The organism is Paraburkholderia caballeronis, assembly GCF_900104845.1.
In the GTDB taxonomy this organism is placed as follows: domain Bacteria; phylum Pseudomonadota; class Gammaproteobacteria; order Burkholderiales; family Burkholderiaceae; genus Paraburkholderia; species Paraburkholderia caballeronis.
Genome location: NZ_FNSR01000001.1, coordinates 1494878 through 1513330 on the forward strand (window position 1 = coordinate 1494878; position 18453 = coordinate 1513330).

Genomic DNA, 18453 nt, shown 5'->3' on the forward strand with positions numbered 1-18453 from the left:
GACGTAAAGACGTCGAACGGGTTCACGCCAGCGCGATCAGCGCGTCCGGCGCGACCGACAGACCGACCGGCGTGCCGCGCGCCAGCTCCATGCGGCCCGCGACGTCGACGATCAGCGCATCGGGCGCCGCGCCGCCGATCGTGAGCCGCGTGCGCTCGCCGAGAAACGCCGCGTGTTCGACGACGCCGCGCAGCTGCGCGTTGGCCGGATCCGCGAGCCATGCGTCCTCGGGGCGGAAGAACAGTTCGGCCGCGTCCGCGTCCGCGTGCGCCGCATGGACCCGATGCGGCGCGGGCACTGCGCCGCCGGTCGTCGCGAGCGCGCCGTCGCGCCATTGTCCCGCGAGCCGGTTCAGCGTGCCGACGAACTGCGCGACCGCGCGGTTCGCCGGCCGATAGTAGATGTCGCGCGGCGTGCCGGCCTGCTCGATGCGGCCCGCGCCCATCACGACGATGCGGTCGCCGAGTTCCATCGCTTCGGCCTGGTCGTGCGTCACGTACACGGTTGTCACGCCGAGTTCGCGCAGCAGCGTGTTCATCTCGCCGCGCAGCGCATCGCGCAGCCGCGCGTCGAGCGCGGTCAGCGGCTCGTCGAGCAGCAGCACGCGCGGTCGCGGCGCGAGCGCGCGCGCCAGCGCGACGCGCTGGCGCTGGCCGCCGGACAGTTGCGCGATCGGTTTGTCGGCGTGCGCTTCGAGACGCATCATCGCGAGCAGTTCGTCGACGCGCGCACGCGCGACGGCGGCCGGCGCGCGCTGGATCTTCAGCCCGTAGCCGATGTTGCCGCGCACCGTCAGGTTCGGAAACAGCGCGTAGTTCTGGAACACCATGCCGACCTTGCGGCGCTCGATCGGCAGTCCGGTTACGTCGTCGTCGCCGAACGCGACGCGGCCGCCGGCGTCCGGCGTTTCGAGGCCCGCGATCAGCCGCAGCGTCGTCGTCTTGCCGCAGCCGGACGGGCCGAGCAGCACCAGCGTTTCGCCGGCCGCGATGTCGAGGTCGAGCGGTTCGAGCACGCGCGTGCCGCGAAACGTCTTCGCGCAGTTCGACAGCGTGATCGGAACGGAGTCGAGTTTCATCGGGATTCCTTGTTGCGTGCCGGGTGGCGCGCGGCGCGCTTCGACGTCGCCGCGCCGGCCGCATCGACGCCGAGCCATTGCATCGCGACCAGCAGCGGCATCGTCATGATGAAGAACAGGATCGTGTAGGCGCTGCCGATCTCGATGCGCAGCGACGCGTAGGTGTCCGCGAGGCCGACCGGCAGCGTCTTGGTGTCCGGCGTGTGCAGCATCCACGTGAGGTTGAATTCGCCGATCGACAGCGTGAGCACCGACAGCGCGCCCGCGACGATGCCGGGCCGCGCGTTCGGCAGCACGATCGTCGTGAACCGCTGCACGAAGCTCGCGCCGAGGCTCGCCGCGCCTTCTTCGAGCGTGCGCAGGTCGTTCGACGCGCAGACGGCCGTGACCGGCCGCACCATGAACGGCAGCGTGAACACGACGTGGCCGACGACGATGAACCAGACGCTCATGCGGAACGCGCTGAAGCCGCCGTACACGACCAGCAGCGCGAGCGCGGACGCGAGGCCCGGCAGCGCGACCGGCATCACGAGCAGTTCCTCGATCGCGCGCGACACGCGCGTGCGGCTGCGCGCGAGCGCGTAGCCGGCCGGCACGCCGGTGATGAGCGTGACCGCGAGCGTCGCGAACGCGACTTCGAGCGACAGGAACACCGACGCGTGATACTGCGTCCACACCTCGTCGAGCCAGCGCAGCGTGAGCCCGCTCGCGACGCCGCGAAAGTAGTTGACGGTGAGACCCGCGACGATCGACATCACGACCGGCACGATCAGGAACGCGCAGGTCGCGAGCGTGACTAGCCACTGGCCGAACGCGAGCCAGTGGCGCGCGGTGGGCAGCGCGAGGCCGCGCCGCTGCGACGAAGGCGGCAGGCCGGGCTGCGTCGGCGTGCCGGTCGCGGATGCGGTGCGCACCGAAGACGACGGATCGGCGAGCGAATTCATGCGGACGTCTCCGGAAACGGGGCGAAACGCGCGGCGATCGTAACGTTGACGAGCGCCGCGTTTGCGGCGACAGCCGCGCAGGCCGTCGCCGTCGCGCAAGCCGCGAAGGGCAGGGCGGCGGCGCTCATGCGGTCGCGGCGACCGTCGCGCCGGTCAGCGTGCGTGCGACCGTCAGCACCGCCCACGTGACGAAGCCGAGCACGATCGACAGCCCGGCGGCCGTCACCATGTTCGCGTTCAGCGTGAACTCGGTGTAGATCGTCATCGGCAGCACGTCGATGTCGGTCGCGAGCGTGAACGCGGTGCCGAACGCGCCCATCGCGGTCGCGAAGCACACCGCGCCCGCCGCGATCAGGCCCGGCGCGAGCGCGGGCAGGATCACGTCGCGCATGATCCGCCACGGCGACGCGCCGAGCGAACGCGCGGCCTCTTCGAGCGACGCGTCGAGTTGCGACACGCACGCCATCACCGTGACGACGACGCGCGGAATCGAGAAATACAGGTAGCCGGCGAACAGCCCGGCCATCGAATAGGCGAACACCCAGCGTTCGCCGGTGAAGCGCAGCGCGAGCGCGCCGATCAGCCCCTGGCGGCCGGCCAGCATGATGACCATGAAGCCGACGACGACGCCCGGAAACGCGAGCGGAAACGTCAGCAGCGCGACGAGCGTGCGGCGGCCCGGGAATGCGCGGCGCGCGAGCAGCAGTCCGCAGATCACCGACAGCACCAGCGTCGTCGCGGTGACGGCCGCCGACAGCAGCACCGTCGCCGCGAGGCTGCGCATGTAGCGGCCGTTCGTCAGCAGCGCGCGGTAGGTGTCGAGCAGATGGCCGTCCGCGCTCACCTGCACCAGCGCGACCATCGGCAGCAGCCAGAACGCGCAGAACACCGCGAGCGCCGGCGCGACGAGCGCGACGCGCCAGCGCAGCGGAAACGTGAGGTCGTGCATGGTCGCGACTCGCTTCGTGGCCTGGGCCGGTCAGTGCATGACCTGCAGATAACGCTCGCCGAACGACTGCTGCTGCGCGGCCATCTTCGAGAAGTCGACCGCCTTCGCGCGCGCATAGTCGCTCGCGGGCAGGAACTTCGCGGCCGCTTCCGGCGACAGCGCGCTCGCGCGCACCGGACGCAGATACGCGTTCGCCCACAGCCGCTGGCCTTCGTCGGACAGCACGAAGTCGAGCACCTTCTTGCCGTTCGCCTCGTGCGGCGCGTGGTTCACCAGACTCATCACGTACGGCACCGAGATCGTGCCTTCCTGCGGGATCACGAATTCGACGTTCGCATGGTCCTTGTACTTCGCGCGATACGCGTCGAAGTCGTAGTCGAGCAGGATCGGAATCTCGCCGGACAACACGCGTGCATACGCGGTCTGCTTCGGCACGATCGGCTGATTCGCCTTCAGCTTGCCGAACCAGTCGAGCGCCGGCTGGAAGTTGTCGAGCGTGCCGCCCAACGCCTGGTTCACCGCGACCGCGCCCGCATAACCGACGAACGCGCTGGACGGATCGAGGTAGCCGATCATCCCCTTGTACTCCGGCTTCAGCAGGTCGGCCCACGAGCGCGGCACCGGCTTGCCTTCGAGCGCGTCCTTGTTCACGAAGAAGCCGAGCGTGCCCGAGTGGATCGCGAACCAGTAGCCCTGCGGGTCCTTCAGGTTCGCCGGGATGTCGTCCCAGTGCGCGGGGCGGTACGGCTCGATCACGCCCTTGTCCTTCGCCTGGAACGCCGACGACACGCCGAGGTACACCACGTCCGCGACCGGGCTCTTCTGCTCGGCCATCATCTGCGCGATCGCCTGGCCCGAGTTCTTGTTGTCGAACGGCACGCGGATGCCGGTCTTCTGCTGGATCGCCTGGATCTGGCTCGCCCAGTCGGCCCATTCGGGCGGGCAGTTGTAGCAGATCGCGGTTTCTTCCGCGTGCGCCGCGAGCGGCAACGCGAAGCCGGACGCGAGCGCGAGCGCGGCCGCAAGCGACGCGACGTGCGATGCCGCATGCGATACGACGCGCGATGCGGCGCGCGCCGCGAGATGCGAGGCCGCGCCGCACAGGCGCGGCAGCGGACGGGACAGCGGGCGCGCGAGTGCGCCAGCAAGGGCCGGTTGGCGGGTCACAGCGGGTCTCCAGGTCGGTGAGAAAAGCGGGATGTCCGGCAGTCGCGCATCGGTGTCGGCGTGCCGTCGTTCTTGGGTCCGGGGTTCGTCGTGCGCTTGTCTGGTTCGGCGTTCAGCGCGCGCGCAGCGCGTCGATGGCGTGGATCGCCGCATCGTCGGCGCTGTCGTGGCGGCTGCCGGCATCGTTCACGATCGCCGGTTCGTGCGCAATCGCCGCGATTGTCGCGCCGGTGCGCAGCGTATGCGGCAACGTCAGCGACAGCGACTGGTTCTGCACCGGAGCCGCGTTCGCGCGCGCGCTGTCGATGCGCGTCATCAGACGCTCCCACGCCGCGCAGCCGATGTCGCGGTTCGGCGAGCCGATGCTCGCGAGCGCCGGCGCGAGCAGTTCGCCCATCGCGAGGCCGTCGAAACCGAGGATCGACATGTCGCGCGGCACCTGGAAGCGCGCGCGGCGCAGCCCGCGGATCACGACCATCGCGAGCAGGTCGTTGCTGCAGAAGAGGGCGGTCGGCCGTGCCGCGCCGTTCGTCAGATGCGCGAGCACCGACGGCGCCAGTTCTTCCGCGTTGAAATCGACTTCGAGCGCCGGCGCGGGCGTCAGGCCCGCCTGCTGCATCGCCTGCACGTAACCCGCGTGGCGCAGCCGCGCGCGGTCGGACGCGGCGAGCGTGCCGGCCAGCATCAGGATGCGCCGATGGCCGTGCGCGATCAGCATCCGCACGCCGTCATACGCGGCCTGGCGGTTGTCGACCGACACCGACGGACGGCGCACCGTGTCGTTGTGCATCAGCACGTACAGCGGGCCGTCGCGGTCGAGTTCGTCGAGCAGCGGGTGCGTGTCCGCGTCGGCGACCGTCAGGATCAGCCCTTCGACGCGCTGCTCGCGCAGCGTCTCGATCGCGTGGCGTTCGCGGTCCGCGTCGTACTGCGTGGTCATCAGCATCAGCCGGTAGCCCTGCGCGGCTGCGAGTTCGTCGATGCCCTGCAGGCATTCGGCGAACACCGGGTTCGACAGTGTCGGCAGGATCACGCCGATCAGCCGCGTGCGCTCTGAGCGCAACTGGCGGCCGAGCGGGCTCGGGCGGAAGTTCAGCGCCGCGATCGCCTCGCGGACCTTTGCGAGCGTGAGCGGATTGACCGTGTGCGGCGCGTTGATCGCGCGCGATACCGTCGCGATCGAAAATCCGGCGTAGGCGGCGACATCCTTGATCGTTGGCGTCATGCGAGGCAGTCCGAAGCTGAAAACGTTTTCGACGCCAGCGATTATCGGGAGGCCCTATGACCGTCATGTGACGTCATAACGGAACGAGCGTGCGGGGAACGGCGAAATCGCGCGGCGGGACGACGATGCGGGCGGCGGATGACAGCGGCGTGCAGGCGCGCGAAGGACCGGCCGGAATCGCGCTGCGCCTTGCCGGGTAAGGCGGTGTGGTAGTATCTCGTCCGCTTCACCGCGCTGTCGGGGTGATGAAATTGGTAAACATAGCGGACTTGAGAGATTGAGTGCCCGGCTGGAAACGGCTGGTGCAGAACCCCTCAAATTCGGCGAATCCCCTGGGTCGCGCGGCGCATGCCGGCGGCGCCGAGGCAACGCCGAGCCAAGCCGGCTGTCGCGCGAGCGACGGCGCGGAAGGTGTAGAGACTAGACGGGGGGCGCCTAAGGCCGCGCGGCGCATTGATCGCGCGCGCGGCGACGGCGAAGGCATAGTCCAGCGCACGAACGGGCTCGCGGCGACGCGGCGGGCGCGGCGTCGAAAGACGTAGTGTGACGAAAATCCGCCGCCTAACGGCTTGCCGGTTCGAGTCCGGTCCCCGACACCAGAAACCCATCCAAGCACATCCGATAAAATCCTGAAACCCGTGATAGCATAAGGCTTCGCGGGTTTTTTTGTGCCGGTAACGTCCGACAATGTCCGCGTGAATCCGGGGGCATCAGGGGGCACCTTCGGGGGAATTTGGTGAAATTTGCGATGCCCCCGGGAAAAATGCCCCCTTGAAGGTGTTGCCGTGCCTCTGACCGATGTCGCAATCCGCAAAGCCGCTCCTCGTGACAAAACATACCGTCTGGCTGATGGCGGAGGGATGTACCTGGAGGTTTCTCCCGCAGGTGGGAAGTACTGGCGTTTGAAGTACCGTTTTGCGGGGAAGGAAAAACGCCTGGCACTGGGCGTCTATCCAGACGTTCCGCTTGCCGCGGCACGGGCGAGGCGCGACGAGGCACGTAGGAAGCTGGCAGCCGGGATCGATCCAGGCGAAGCGAAAAAAGCTGAGAAACGGGCAGTCCGTCTTGCTGCGACTAATTCATTTGAGATGGTGGCTCTCGGCTGGATGGCGGAGCGCAAGACGTACGTTGAAATCGGCCAGTATGAAAAGACGCTGGCGCGCTTCAAGAAGGATGTGTTTCCGTGGATCGGCAAGCGGTCGATTGCCGAGATTGATGCGCCGGAAATCCTCGCTGTACTGAAACGGATCGATAGCCGTGGGGCGCGTTTTACGGCTCACCGCGTGCGCAGCGAAGTCAGTCGGGTGTTTCGGTACGCCATTAAAGAAGGGTACTGCAAGACTGATCCTGCTCGCGATCTGGTGGACGCGATCCCGCCGGCGCAGACCACGCATTTCGCCTCGATCACCGAACCGGAGAAGGTTGGAGCAATGCTACGCGCGTTCGATGGCTTTTCCGGCACATTTCCGGTTCTTTGTGCACTCAAGCTGGCTCCCATGTTGTTCACCCGTCCCGGAGAGTTGCGCAAAGCTGAATGGTCCCAGTTCGATCTGGGCAAGGGGGAATGGCGGTACCTTGTCACGAAGACCAGGACTGAGCATCTGGTCCCTCTCGCGACCCAGGCTGTTCAGATCCTGCGAGAACTTTACGCGCTGACCGGCAACGGTCGTTATGTTTTCCCAGGGGCTCGTTCAGCTCAGCGCCCGATGAGCGACGCCGCGATCAATGCAGCGTTACGCCGCCTGGGCTACGACACTCGCACGGAAATCACCGGCCATGGTTTTCGCGCGATGGCGCGCACAATTCTTCACGAAGAGCTGGAGCAGAAACCCGAAGTGATCGAGCACCAGCTCGCCCATGCAGTTCCTGATAACTTAGGCAAGGCGTATAACCGTACGAAATTTCTCAAGGAGCGCCGGTTGATGATGCAGAAATGGGCAGACTATCTAGAGGTTTTGAAAACTACGGTTCCGGTTACTTCTATTGCATCGGTAACGTGAAAGCGATGCTCGGATTCCTTGAGTGTTGCCAGTTGCAAAAATACTACCGGTGGCTGGTATCAGCTTGATCTCGGCGTTTAATTCGGGTAGATTTCGCGCTTACACCCATGCATTGCTCGGGCTTTACGAGGCCTGAGAGCCGTTAGGCTATAGCCTAACGGCGAGATTAAGACACCCAAGACCGACCTAAGTCCTCTCTCGACGAGAGGCGAGCATGTTCTCGTCCGCCTTGCGCAATGCTGGGCGGTGGATGCGCTCGTGGTCTCTCCCCCCATTCCTTTGAAACTGGCCGTTATGGCCCGGCGCGCCGCTGCCTCGTTGTGGCGTTTTCGCGCCCGTGACTGCTTATGGGGAGCAAGTCATGTCGACCGGCGTATTCCGTTCATTGCTGACGGGATGCGCGGGACATTGCTTGAGGTGTTGAAAATGACAGATGGTAGCAAGGGGGTTCTCCGTCTCCCGGGTGTCAAAGCGTTGACGGGCTTGGGCCGCAGTTCGATCTATGCGAAGGGCGATCCGCGTAGCCCGCAGTATGACAGTCAATTTCCGCGCCCGATTGCCTTGGGCGGCCGCGCACGTGGGTGGCTCGTCGAGGAGCTGGAAACGTGGCTTGCAAACCGCCCGCGCGGTAGCAACGCTGCAAGGACGACAACGCAGCGTAAAGGGGGGGAACGTGGCTAAAAACACTGCTCCCGGTGCGGCGAAAGCCGATGTTGCTGGCGCACTTCATGAAATCCGCTCGAAAAAGTCGCGTGCGCAACTCAAGGCCGAACGCTTTCATCCCTTCATCCCGGTAATCGCCGAGGCTTTGGCTGCGAACTGGTCGTGGTCTGCAATCGCGAAACTCGTCCGCCAGCACAACGGACCCTCGCTCACTAGAAAGGAGGCCGAAGCTCTGTACAAGGAGCTAGATATGGACCATGCCGGCGACGATGACACCCCCGGCGACGGTTTTCTCGCCGATGAGTCTGCGGGGACGCTGCACGTGAGCGCGAACGACGGGGAGGGCGTGTAATGGTTGCCCCTACCGATCCAAACGGTGGGGGCGTTACGCCCTCGCTGTATTTCAGTTCGTCGCCCCAGTCGATGGTTTATCTGCCGGCAGGCTATTGTCCGTCCTCCTTGGAGCAATCTATCGATGCGCTGACGTCAGATTTGTACCGGACAGCTTGCGAGTGCCGCGCTATTCACGGGCCGGGTTATGGCGCTGTCCTTGCGAACCTGCTCGGCAACGTGTCGTTCGCGGTTGCGAGCAATTTTCGTATCCACGGCGACAACGGCCGATCGATGCCGCTCAGCCTGCATCTTCGGTTTGCGGGAGCGCGATTGAGCGGAAAGTCGGCGGCACATGTCCGCTTCAACGCGCCGATCGTGGAGGCCATGAAGGACTGGAAAAAAAGATGGCTGTTCGATAATACGACGCGCGCGGCTTATCTGCGTAGAATCCGCGCGGGATCAGTCTGGACGATGTTCAGCATGTCGGAGGGGCGTGGCCACCTGGCGGACAGGTTTAGTCGTTCGTTTCAGGATTTCAGCGACCTTTACGACACCACTGTCCCGCAGTTTGATCGTGCAGATGATGACGATGACATGCTTGCCGAGCGTGCGCCCGATAGCGCGCTTCTCGTCACGTGCGTCAACGTGCAGGATGACGCACATCGCTCGTGGCTCGACAGGTATGGTGAGGAAGCCATGGCGTCAGGCTACCTGTTTCGCCTGCTCATGATGGAGACCGACGAGCTTGCGATTGAGGGGGCAGCAGGATTGCAGCAGGAATACGCGCTTCTCGATTACGACCACCGGATTGGTGAACTGATCGCGAGTGGATTGCTCAAGCTCAAGAAAATGTCGGTGGACAAGCTGCCGGTCATCGAAGTGTCGCCCGATGCAGAGCAGGTTCTGCGGCAGGCGAGGGTGTGCTTCCAGAGTATGCCCGGCCCAGTCTTGTCATCGCGCGATGCCATTGTATTTGCTGTGCGTTTGGCAGCGAATGCCCGGCGAATTGCCGGCTGCATGCACGTTTACGAAGGCTACGAAGGTGCGGTGACGGCCGACACAATGGCCCGAGCGGTGACGATCGCGAAATATTTCGGCGCATGCTGGCTGTCGACGGTTTTTCCGCCGAAGCCGGTGCCCGATGCAGTGCTGCGCGGGCAGTACCTGCTCGATTATCTGCACCGTCAGGCGATTCAGTTCGGGATGCAGTTTCCGAGCTGGCGTGAATCGGATATCGTGGCTCTGGCGCCTAACTTCGGATGGAACAAGGCGCAGATCCGGGAGGCAATCCGCCTGATCTGTGGGCGAGGTTTGGCACGGGTCATGCCGCGCACCGAAAACGGTCGCCGGATTATCAAACTCGAACTGATCTCGGCACGATCGAGCTATTTTTCCGGTGGTGACCCAGCGTCCCTGGTGTGAACTTGCTGAACGCCTCGTCCGGCGAAAGCCGGCGAGGCTTTTTGTCCTGCACGCGGCATCGCCGCGTCGCCAGATATCCGAATCCTCTTCGACCCACCAGGACTATGAATTCTCCTAGACCAAGCGCCGCGCTGAGTCAGCAACTGGGCAGCAAATTTGTGCACCACATCAATCGCAGCCTGAATTACCGTGCTGCCCCTGAGAGCGTAACGTCCGCAGAGCTAGGGGCACTCACTGAGCTTGATTGTCTCGCTCGGGCGATGCTCGAGACCGTGGACGATCCGTTTCTGGTGTATACCAGGCCCAGGGTAGATGCTGATGTTTTCCGGCCGCCCCGGATAGTTCCTGCCGTGGGGTTTATCAGAACCGCTGAGCCTAATCGGGCGAGTGAATCTACGTTAAAACTGGCCCAGTTAATGATGCAGTCTGCACATCGCAACCGGGATTTCCTTCCCACTCACCTGGCCGTTAGCCAACTGGTCGTTGCGCCGCATATCCGGCTGATGCTGAAGGTGTTCCACGATCATCCGATCAGTGACTATGCGCTGCGAAATCCGCGCCTCGATGGGCCGGTCGCGCATGGGCTGATTCGAGCGGAAATCTATAACGACTTCAGTCGCCGCTTCCGACTGGCTGCACGGATACAAGATGGACTTCATCATGAACTGAACAACTGGTATTTGGGCAGCGCCGAAAATCTCACAAACCTCGATCAATATCTCGGCCAGCGGTTCGAGCAGCACGACAGCCTGACAGTGATACACCTGCGATTAATGCACTCGCGCACGCGTGCCAACTTGGTCACCACCCAGCTCCGCAGCCAGCACAACGACCTTCAGGTACTGCGTGCCTACCGTACCAAATTCTTCGATCGCATGAGGCGAAAGCCGAGCCTGTTCACGCATGATCCGGGGTACGTGTGGAGCATCCTGCCGGGGATGCAGTACGGCTACACGCTGCACCTGACATTGCTATTGCCCACAGCCGGATACAACAAAATGATCGAAGACCTGCGAGTTCAGGCGAGCGGGCTTGGCAGTTGTTTGGAGCACCAGGATCTGGTTGGGCGGTACTGGGTGGAAGGGGTGACGGATGGGCACGGATGCTATTTGCGGAGTGACAAAAGCCCGGGGCTTTACGGATCGGATTGGGTGCATGGCGAGGTGCGTGCCGGTGATGCTGTACTGCGTAAAAAACTCAAAGAAGCGCTGGGCTATCTGGCAATGAGGCGTGCGCTGGTACGCCTGAAAAATGAGCCGAAGGGGCAGTATTTCGATATGAAGAATCGGAAGCCACGAAGCACGCCCCGGGCTCCCAAAGGTGGGGTATGGGCCGAATAGATCGGGTCGGGCGTGTGCCTGATTCCGCCCGAAATCGGTATCCAAAAGAGCTAACTTGCTGATTTTTATAGGGAGATGATTTCATCGATTCCGCCTTGGGAGGGGGCTCTCCTAAGGCGGGTGACGTCAGTCTCGCGTTGCTGTTGCACCTGGTTTCTGAAAAATTCAGACCAAAACATCCACGATAAATTTTTCGAGAAAACTTACGTGGGTATATGTGCCGGCGACGTAAAATCTGCGCATTTTTTGCTGGAAAATTCTTTGCTCACTACCCGCACCGCTTTACTTAACATGGTGCGAAAACGGCGCTACCCTTGCACCTGCTTCCGGCGCTGTGCGCCGTATTGCTCCCGATCATCAGGCGACATGCTGCGAATTCTCGCCTGGCCTAGATGACGCTCGGGCTGTCGATCAATCCCTTGTGCCTTCAACGTTCGGTGATCGACGCGAGCTGTGTGGCCATATTTTTCGAGTACGGAATTTTGGATGTCTGCACATTTCTTGCGCGTGGCGATCATCTGATCACGGAGCTCCATGCCGGTTTTTCCCCCGCTGTCTTTCCTGCGCCCACCGCGTTCAGGATGCTTTGCGTTGTAGCGCCGGAATGTTTGCTCGGGGGAGCGTTCTATACCGTCATTTTCCCGATCGGAAAACATCAGGTGCAGATGCGTATTCGTGCAGCTTCCCAGCGCAGCATCGGGTGCGTGAATTGCGTACTGAAATGGCTTGTTTCCGACCAGCGCGGGAACGAGCTGAGAAACAAGTTCCTGCTGCTGTTCGAGCGTGAGTTCTTCTGGCAGGGCGATTTCGTGTTCACGATAGACTGCACCGTTGGCGCGCTCATATCTGTCGCTGGATCGCCAGAACGACGCCGCATCGTTTTGTGCCCAGCCCGGCATGTTGCCGAAGCCTGTGGCGACGAGATCTTCTTCACGTTTGCGGTGCGTGCCCTGTCTGGTGATGTAAGTGCTGTGATCCGTTGCTGAACCTTTCTTGCCGCTCTTGATTCGATGATGGAAGCTTGCCATGATCAGCTACCCTTTCTCCTGGAGCAAAAGAAAACGGCCAGCGCTGGTGGCTGGCCGCGTTTGGAGACGAGCGATTGATTGGCGTGAGCTGGTACTGATGCCTGGATTTTGGAGAAACGGTAAGTGCGCGTACCGAATTCCCCTTATTCATTCCAGTACAGTATCCCTTCTATACAATCAGATGTGGCTGCAACTATCACGAGGAAAATCACCCATCTCATATTCATAGAGATGCGTGTAAAAAATCCACAGAACATCCAGGAGGTATCGATAGGATCGAGAATTGGGTCAGAAAAGATGCCGTCATCCGAGGACACTACGATGTACGGACTTGATTATCGATGATGCAGGCTCTTGTCGTTCTGGCATGCTGAAACCGGCTTGAGTGATCCGCTGACTACGTTGACGATCTGCATCGTCTGTTTGCTGGTCTGCACAGTCAGCCAGTCGCACGAATTGCCCTTGTTCGTTAGAGGCATGTTCTTGTCGAATCCAGACGGCTCGGCGCGGGTTTGACCGCTGATGATATGCCATTCTCCATCGCGATCCTGCAATGAGAGCTGGACGGCATGTCATCATCGATCCCGCTACCTCGTCGAATAGCAAAGCCGTGGCTGACGATTGCAGAATCCCGCGGCGCAGGAGCCAGAGTAGGTGCTTCTGCCGGTTATTTGCCGTTGTTGTACTGTGTCGTCGGGACCGTTTTGATCTGACTGATCGATCTGTCAACGGCCGGATGCGAATCCGGGTTGGCCCGACACTCGTCTCTCCATGCCAGAATTTTCCTGTCTTCCTCAATCGCTTCGTCATCACTCGGAGTAACGGCCTTGCTCCAGGGATACGAATTGACACACGCCTTTACTTCAGGGTCCGGATCGTTGATCGCAACATCAACCTCCTTGCCGAGTCTTTCCTTTTCTTCCTCCTTCTGCTTCTGGACGGCATCCTCGCCGTTCGTGAATGTCTTTTCCCCGATGAGCTTGCCGCTGGCGTCCCAAGCCTGTGAAATGCCGTCGAGCTTGCTGTCGGTATAGTGATCGACAGACCGAATGCCGCTCTTGATATCAAACTTGTCGACTTCACCGTTTAACAGGCCGTGCTGAAAGGTACCCTTGAAGGTAAGGGTTTTTCCGTCGGCTGCGTACTGGGTCATTTCCCCTTCGAGAACCCCGTTCAGATATGTGGTGTGAAGAATCCGGTTTCCCGTCTGTGGATCAAATCCATCTTCCCCGCCGTTCAGTGCACCGGCTTTCCACTCGACGGTGTGGGTCAGCTTGTCGGTTGCGGAACTGTAGAGTTTCATGATTCCGTCCGGCTGCCCATCCTTGAAGGCGAGCTCGAGAAGCGTATGCGCCCCCGTCTCGTCATGAAGTGTGAGGTTGCCATCCAGTACACCGTTCGAGAACGCGGCTTCTAGCTGTACCGTATCCGTTCTCGGAAGCTTGCAGGAAACTGGCCCGTCCAGCACGCCTTTGTTTGTACTTACATCGCAGATTGAAATGACCCCGGTACCTCCGATAGTGTCCATCGGGTCAACGTTTTTCAGCGTTTTGATTAAAGTGCTGAAGCCCGCCTGCGCTTCAAATACCGTGGCAGCGAGAACGTTCGTTACCTTCCCTGAGAACGGTTCGTTGGCACCACGGGCGTAGAGTGCGCCGTTGACGACCTCGGCATTGCGATAGTCGAGCACCTTTTCCCCGCAGGCGGACAGGAGAAGGGATGCTATGACGCTTGACAGGAGTACTGCTGTGCGGGTTGTACGATATTTCATGGGTAGGATTCGCAGTCGTTCGGTTCAGAAGCCAGCGTTCGCTATCGCAGCTTCACGTTGAAAAGTAGCGGCGTAATCAGGTGAGCTGACGGTGTGAGTGAGTCACGCCGAACCGGGAAGGGAGGAACGGGCGAGGCCACCGTCGAAGATGGCACCCGCGCAGCGGCGGACGCCATACGGCGAGGTGGCCTTAACCATTGCAACGCTTGTCAGGTAACCGATGCGTGATTAACGGTCAAATTGCCATGTATTCAGGTAATAGTTTCCGCCGGCAAGCCAGCCCAACTCTATCTGCCCGGCTTCGGTTCCGGCCGCATTTGGTAGCAACGGGGGGAACGATCCATCCATGCTTATCCCATTCGGGAACTCTAGAGGAACGATCTGGGTATAGTTCACACCCTCGATGGTCGGTTTAAAAAAGTCGTCGTGATAAAGCCGTCCCGTCGAGGTTTGACCGGCCTCGGTAGTCGGCGGAGTCACGCCCTTTATCGTCGACCAGAAGTTCGGGTACAGTGCATCCGCTGACGGTACGGTCCAGTTAAACGAGACGCTGGAAGCATCAGGCGGGATACCGGGACCATTGGCCGTGAGCAGGTTGGCGATGGTGTCAGTGCTCAACGTTTGCCATGGGACGACCGATCCCGCGGCGGCTGACAGATTCGGGGCCGTATTCAGTACCTTTTCCGTATCGGTGACGACGCCGGTGTTCAGGTCGTACAACGTCACCGTATAGACGCCAAACTGGCTGATCCCCGATACGTCCTCAGGCGATTGTGCATATTCCGGAAGGCCACCGGGCGTGAACGGCGTGGTATCGCCGGAAAGCGGCGCCCATGACCACTTGTATGTGGTGTTCATCCCAGCTTCCAGCGGCGGCAGAACACCGCTGTTCTCGAACCATGGTCCGGACATCGGAGATCTCGGGATGGTCAGACCGCTGTCGCTGTCGGCCTCAAGCCAGGCACCGCTATCGGGCAGGCCTGGCCCCTGTACTCGCGCAGAATAAATCTGGGGCTGCGTTCCGTCTTGCGTGTCGAACTGGTAGATCCGGATATCGAGCCCTGATTCGTAATGGCCGTCATTGGCGCGCGCCGTATCGGTGTACTGGATCCGGCCGAGGAACGAGGCGATACGAATGTCGTATTTCTGCTGGTTGCCGATGATGTCCCATGTGCCGTCAGGCTTTTGCTGAACGATGTCGGGTGCAAAGCTCGGTGTTCCGTCGGGGTTGGTCACCAGAAAATACACAAGCGCGGCCGGATTGGTGATAGCGGGCAATGTACCTGGGGGCAGGAACGCGATCGTCTTGATACCGGTCAGCGTGACTCCTTTCTCGAAGAAGAGGGCTTCGGCCTTGCCGAAGCTCGTTACACCGTAGCGCCTGTAGTTTGCGTCAACGGCCGTACCGCATGCCGCGCTGCTCGTTGCTCCGCCCTGCATGTCGGTCATGCATTGGGACAACTGACTCTGAAGCGCCGCGAGATAGTTCGCCGGTTGGGCAGGTGCATCGAGCGTCGTCGATGCCGTCGTGCTCGCGTTGAGCTGGAGCGCCTTGTTGGGATCGGCAAGGCTCGCGATCTGCAAGCCGGAGCCGCTAGCGGAGGGCGTTACTGAAACCGAATCGATGACCGCGTCCGCTCCTGTCTGGTTCGTCGTGAACGTACCGCCGACTGGATCGAAAGACGACGAAAGCTTGTTCTTTGCGAGGATCGGTGCGAGGACCGTGTCCAGCGTCGTGACCGCGGTTCGGACGGTGTCCTCGGTTGCCACCGAGAGTCCACCGGATGCCGCAAGATCCTGAGGGCTGCCGCTTTTCGTGAGCAATGCGGCAATAGCTGTCGTGAGCGGCGTAACGTTGGCAGTCGTTGGTGCGCCGTCGGTGGTCTGGGTGCTTGCAACAACGGAATACAGCGTGGTGGACGACGCGCCCGATTTGTCGACCGCTGATACGAGCAGCGGTGCGGTGAGGTTCGAGATCGCAACGGTATAGATGCCGTTCGCACCGGACGTTGCCGTCGCGGTCTTGCCCGTCGAATCCGTCACCGTAACCGGAGCGCCGACGAGCGCGTGTCCAATGGCGACGGTCCCGGTGAGAGATGCAGCAGCTGACCGCGGGTTACCGGCGGTGGAGGGGGCGCTACTGCCCCCTCCACCGCATGCCGCGAGCATAGCGCTGGCAGCAGCGCAAAGGGCGAACCGTGTGATCCCCGTGTTGAATCTGGTCTTCATTCTTATCCTTCTGGTTGGGTTGGTTATAGATGTTGATTGGAGAGACGACTGCTATTTGACGGATTGCCGTGGAAGCGGGAGGCCGGTGTTCTTCCGATCACCGTGGTTCCGTACCCTGCACGACCGGTGGTTAAGCCGAGTCGAGCTGCTTCGCGCATTGCACGGTTGACGGTATTCACGTGCACTCCCATGAAATCAGCCATCAAACGCTGGGACGGTAGGACGTCGCCGGGGCGAACCTGTCCTGTGTGGATGGCTGCCTCAAGTGCGGCAATGATGCTTCGGCATATCTGTCCGTGCCGACGGTCGATCCGGTAAATCCATGAATTCATAGGCTTCACAGCCGATCAAGGTGGCGTAGTCCCGCATGGACCCTGCCCGAAGTGCTGGGTGGCAGAAAAGATAACGGCAATTCATCGTACAAAGTTTAGTATCAACCTGTAAAGTCCTTAAATTGAATAGGGCGATGCTCAACCATTCAGGTCGAATGGGAGGGCGCATCGTGGAAACGGACCTGGAGCAGTTGGCGGCCGTGATTGGCCGGGCGATTGCCAAGCACCGCGTAGACAGCGGTTTTACGCAGGAGCAGGTGGCGGAGCAGCTTGGAATCGGGAATGAGGCAGTCTCGCGCATGGAGCGCGGACTGGTGATGCCTACGGTGGCGCGGCTGGTGGAACTGGCGGAAATCTTTGGTTGCGACGCGGCGGACTTACTGACTGAGGCGAGCAGCCGTACGAGCGATCAGGGAAGGTATGTCGGTCAGCTTCTGGCGAAGCTCAATGGCAATGACCGGACGATGGTGATCGAGATTGTGGAGCGGCTGGCAATGCGGTTGGCTCGGCGATGACTCGGCCACCGCATTGGTGTGCGGGGAGATTCAGCAGCGGGCAACTATAGGTGGCTGGTGTTCGATGTGGCAGAAGTGGGAAATTCCTATGGATGCAACATAGAAATTCGGCCATGGGGCGTTCGGGGCCGCTCTTTGATCTGGGTGCTTGGTTAGAATCCCGGCTCACCCGGTTCCCGATGATCTTACTCGCCTAGCCGCTCATCGACGGGTCAATTTCGGGTACAAACGGTTTCCCGACGATGTCTCCAAGAGGTAAAAGAAAAAGGGGCATCACGATCGTCCCCGTTTTCGTGACTCCCACGAATGCAACGTAGCTTGCTGATGACGGGGGCGGCTCGATTACCCGAACCAAGAAGTCTGCTTCAGTGCGACACTCAACGGTCTAGCCGTGATAGTCGTAGCTGCGCTGCATTTTCCCCTTGCGTTCACTTTGCCTGCCGGCATTCACGAACGCCTTGCATTTTTTCAAGTCGTCCGAAAATCGCCGCAAATTCATTGCTGGCGGCGCGTGACAGTTCAATCTGAACCTCGTCAACTTCGGGATCATCTTCCGATTGATGGACAATGAACGTCTTCACCCGCACGCTGCCAGTGCCCAGAGTCCGATTCACGCCGTCGATTGTGACGCTGCCATGCTCGGCGAGTAGCTGGATGCCGCGTTGCTGCTTAACTGAAATGAAGCGCCGCTCGAGTGGTTTGACACCTGCGAGAATGACAAGGATGATAACCGTTGCACCAATCGACGCAGTGTACATACCGCCGCCGACTGCGAGCCCGATTCCCGCCACAGACCATAGGCTGGCGGCCGTTGTCAGGCCGCGCACAATTTCACCTCGGAGAAGGATCGAACCCGCCCCGAGAAACCCAATACCCGAGACCACCTGTGCAGCAACGCGAGAGGGGTCAAGGACGACATTTTTCTGGTTTAACACATCGGTAAAGCCAAAGGCTGATACGAGCATGATGAGGCATGAGCCGACGCAGACCAGCATATGTGTGCGTAGCCCCGCAGCCCATGAGAGTCGTTCCCGTTCAAAACCGATTACGCTCCCGAGGAGCGCGGCAATCACGAGACGCGCAAGCAGTTCGATATTGCTTATCACCAGGCCTCCTTTATCTCATCTGTCAGAGTCGCTTGTTCAGATGTCTATATGAATTGCTCGAAGTCAATACGAGTGCGGACGATACTAAAACGTCTGCACTGAGTCGTGGACTACAACAGAAGAGGATGTAGCCCGCGTTCTGATGATCGTAGAGTGCACGATGGCGGACGTCGCTCGGGAGTTGGAAGGGCAATGGATGTTCGGTTTTCTTGCCACCATAGGGGGCAGAAATTCCACGCGGAACGTGTTGCTGAGGCTATGCGTTTGTACCAGTATCATCAGTATCGCCTCCGCGTAGGCGCTAATCGCCGACGACAGGTCAATCTGCTACGGCGCCATTGGATATAGAAC

17 protein-coding genes are annotated in these 18453 nt (G+C 61.1%); 6 read left to right on the forward strand and 11 right to left on the reverse strand.

Going from position 1 to position 18453, the window contains the following annotated elements:
* Positions 1 to 22: 22 nt before the first annotated feature.
* The 5 genes from BLV92_RS06695 to BLV92_RS06715 all read right to left on the reverse strand — a co-directional run bounded on the left by BLV92_RS06695 (position 23) and on the right by BLV92_RS06715 (position 5363).
* Positions 23 to 1078, reverse strand: a complete 1056-nt coding sequence (locus BLV92_RS06695; protein WP_090543379.1) for an ABC transporter ATP-binding protein — start codon at positions 1076 to 1078, stop codon at positions 23 to 25.
* Complete coding sequence (locus BLV92_RS06700) at positions 1075 to 2022, reverse strand: ABC transporter permease (RefSeq protein ID WP_090543381.1); 948 nt, start codon at positions 2020 to 2022, stop codon at positions 1075 to 1077. Before BLV92_RS06700 ends, BLV92_RS06695 begins: the two co-directional genes overlap by 4 nt.
* 124 nt (positions 2023 to 2146) lie before the next feature.
* On the reverse strand, positions 2147 to 2971 hold the full coding sequence (locus BLV92_RS06705; protein ID WP_090543382.1) for an ABC transporter permease: 825 nt from the start codon (positions 2969 to 2971) through the stop codon (positions 2147 to 2149).
* Between the two features lie 30 nt (positions 2972 to 3001).
* Positions 3002 to 4075, reverse strand: coding sequence for an ABC transporter substrate-binding protein (locus tag BLV92_RS06710; RefSeq protein ID WP_090546881.1), 1074 nt, complete (start codon positions 4073 to 4075; stop codon positions 3002 to 3004).
* A gap of 175 nt (positions 4076 to 4250) precedes the next feature.
* On the reverse strand, positions 4251 to 5363 hold the full coding sequence (locus tag BLV92_RS06715) for a LacI family DNA-binding transcriptional regulator (RefSeq protein ID WP_090543384.1): 1113 nt from the start codon (positions 5361 to 5363) through the stop codon (positions 4251 to 4253).
* 785 nt (positions 5364 to 6148) lie between these two features.
* Between BLV92_RS06715 and BLV92_RS06725 the strand changes: the two genes are divergently transcribed.
* From BLV92_RS06725 to BLV92_RS31420, 5 genes are all read left to right on the forward strand, one after another.
* Positions 6149 to 7363, forward strand: a complete 1215-nt coding sequence (locus BLV92_RS06725) for a tyrosine-type recombinase/integrase (RefSeq protein WP_090543386.1) — start codon at positions 6149 to 6151, stop codon at positions 7361 to 7363.
* A 426-nt stretch (positions 7364 to 7789) separates the two neighbouring features.
* Positions 7790 to 8044: a helix-turn-helix transcriptional regulator gene (locus tag BLV92_RS06730; RefSeq protein WP_090546882.1), complete on the forward strand. Its 255-nt coding sequence runs from the start codon at positions 7790 to 7792 to the stop codon at positions 8042 to 8044.
* Positions 8037 to 8378, forward strand: coding sequence for a hypothetical protein (locus tag BLV92_RS31415; RefSeq protein WP_143040652.1), 342 nt, complete (start codon positions 8037 to 8039; stop codon positions 8376 to 8378). Before BLV92_RS06730 ends, BLV92_RS31415 begins: the two co-directional genes overlap by 8 nt.
* Positions 8378 to 9781: a DUF3987 domain-containing protein gene (locus BLV92_RS06735; RefSeq protein ID WP_090543388.1), complete on the forward strand. Its 1404-nt coding sequence runs from the start codon at positions 8378 to 8380 to the stop codon at positions 9779 to 9781. The genes BLV92_RS31415 and BLV92_RS06735 overlap by 1 nt, the downstream gene beginning before the upstream one ends.
* 260 nt (positions 9782 to 10041) lie before the next feature.
* Positions 10042 to 11121: a hypothetical protein gene (locus BLV92_RS31420; protein ID WP_143040653.1), complete on the forward strand. Its 1080-nt coding sequence runs from the start codon at positions 10042 to 10044 to the stop codon at positions 11119 to 11121.
* Between the two features lie 308 nt (positions 11122 to 11429).
* Here the strand turns inward: BLV92_RS31420 and BLV92_RS06750 are convergent, their stop codons facing one another.
* The 5 genes from BLV92_RS06750 to BLV92_RS06765 form a co-directional block, all read right to left on the reverse strand.
* Complete coding sequence (locus tag BLV92_RS06750; RefSeq protein WP_090543394.1) at positions 11430 to 12149, reverse strand: MobA/MobL family protein; 720 nt, start codon at positions 12147 to 12149, stop codon at positions 11430 to 11432.
* A 335-nt stretch (positions 12150 to 12484) separates the two neighbouring features.
* Entirely contained in the window at positions 12485 to 12703 is a 219-nt protein-coding gene (locus BLV92_RS33065; protein ID WP_110332477.1) for a DUF4087 domain-containing protein, read from the reverse strand.
* 113 nt (positions 12704 to 12816) lie between these two features.
* Positions 12817 to 13920: a toxin-antitoxin system YwqK family antitoxin gene (locus tag BLV92_RS06755; protein WP_090543396.1), complete on the reverse strand. Its 1104-nt coding sequence runs from the start codon at positions 13918 to 13920 to the stop codon at positions 12817 to 12819.
* A gap of 228 nt (positions 13921 to 14148) precedes the next feature.
* Complete coding sequence (locus BLV92_RS06760; protein WP_090543398.1) at positions 14149 to 16149, reverse strand: hypothetical protein; 2001 nt, start codon at positions 16147 to 16149, stop codon at positions 14149 to 14151.
* A gap of 23 nt (positions 16150 to 16172) precedes the next feature.
* Positions 16173 to 16481, reverse strand: coding sequence for a GntR family transcriptional regulator (locus BLV92_RS06765; protein ID WP_090543400.1), 309 nt, complete (start codon positions 16479 to 16481; stop codon positions 16173 to 16175).
* 134 nt (positions 16482 to 16615) lie between these two features.
* On the opposite strand from BLV92_RS06765, the gene BLV92_RS06770 reads away from it, so the two are divergent.
* Positions 16616 to 16996, forward strand: a complete 381-nt coding sequence (locus BLV92_RS06770) for a helix-turn-helix domain-containing protein (RefSeq protein ID WP_373681833.1) — start codon at positions 16616 to 16618, stop codon at positions 16994 to 16996.
* 428 nt (positions 16997 to 17424) lie between these two features.
* On the opposite strand, the gene BLV92_RS06775 is transcribed toward BLV92_RS06770, so the two are convergent.
* Positions 17425 to 18102, reverse strand: coding sequence for an MgtC/SapB family protein (locus tag BLV92_RS06775; protein WP_090543403.1), 678 nt, complete (start codon positions 18100 to 18102; stop codon positions 17425 to 17427).
* Between the last annotated feature and the right edge of the window lie 351 nt (positions 18103 to 18453).

Bases quoted from the DNA above. Each gene is read 5' to 3' on its own strand.
- BLV92_RS06695 (WP_090543379.1), bottom strand. From the start codon at position 1,078: ATGAAACTCGACTCCGTTCCGATCACGCTGTCGAACTGCGCGAAGACG.
- BLV92_RS06735 (WP_090543388.1), top strand. From the start codon at position 8,378: ATGGTTGCCCCTACCGATCCAAACGGTGGGGGCGTTACGCCCTCGCTG.
- BLV92_RS06755 (WP_090543396.1), bottom strand. From the start codon at position 13,920: ATGAAATATCGTACAACCCGCACAGCAGTACTCCTGTCAAGCGTCATA.
- BLV92_RS06705 (WP_090543382.1), bottom strand. From the start codon at position 2,971: ATGCACGACCTCACGTTTCCGCTGCGCTGGCGCGTCGCGCTCGTCGCG.
- BLV92_RS06760 (WP_090543398.1), bottom strand. From the start codon at position 16,149: ATGAAGACCAGATTCAACACGGGGATCACACGGTTCGCCCTTTGCGCT.
- BLV92_RS31420 (WP_143040653.1), top strand. From the start codon at position 10,042: ATGCTCGAGACCGTGGACGATCCGTTTCTGGTGTATACCAGGCCCAGG.
- BLV92_RS06730 (WP_090546882.1), top strand. From the start codon at position 7,790: ATGACAGATGGTAGCAAGGGGGTTCTCCGTCTCCCGGGTGTCAAAGCG.
- BLV92_RS06770 (WP_373681833.1), top strand. From the start codon at position 16,616: ATGCTCAACCATTCAGGTCGAATGGGAGGGCGCATCGTGGAAACGGAC.
- BLV92_RS06765 (WP_090543400.1), bottom strand. From the start codon at position 16,481: ATGAATTCATGGATTTACCGGATCGACCGTCGGCACGGACAGATATGC.
- BLV92_RS06715 (WP_090543384.1), bottom strand. From the start codon at position 5,363: ATGACGCCAACGATCAAGGATGTCGCCGCCTACGCCGGATTTTCGATC.
- BLV92_RS06750 (WP_090543394.1), bottom strand. From the start codon at position 12,149: ATGGCAAGCTTCCATCATCGAATCAAGAGCGGCAAGAAAGGTTCAGCA.
- BLV92_RS06700 (WP_090543381.1), bottom strand. From the start codon at position 2,022: ATGAATTCGCTCGCCGATCCGTCGTCTTCGGTGCGCACCGCATCCGCG.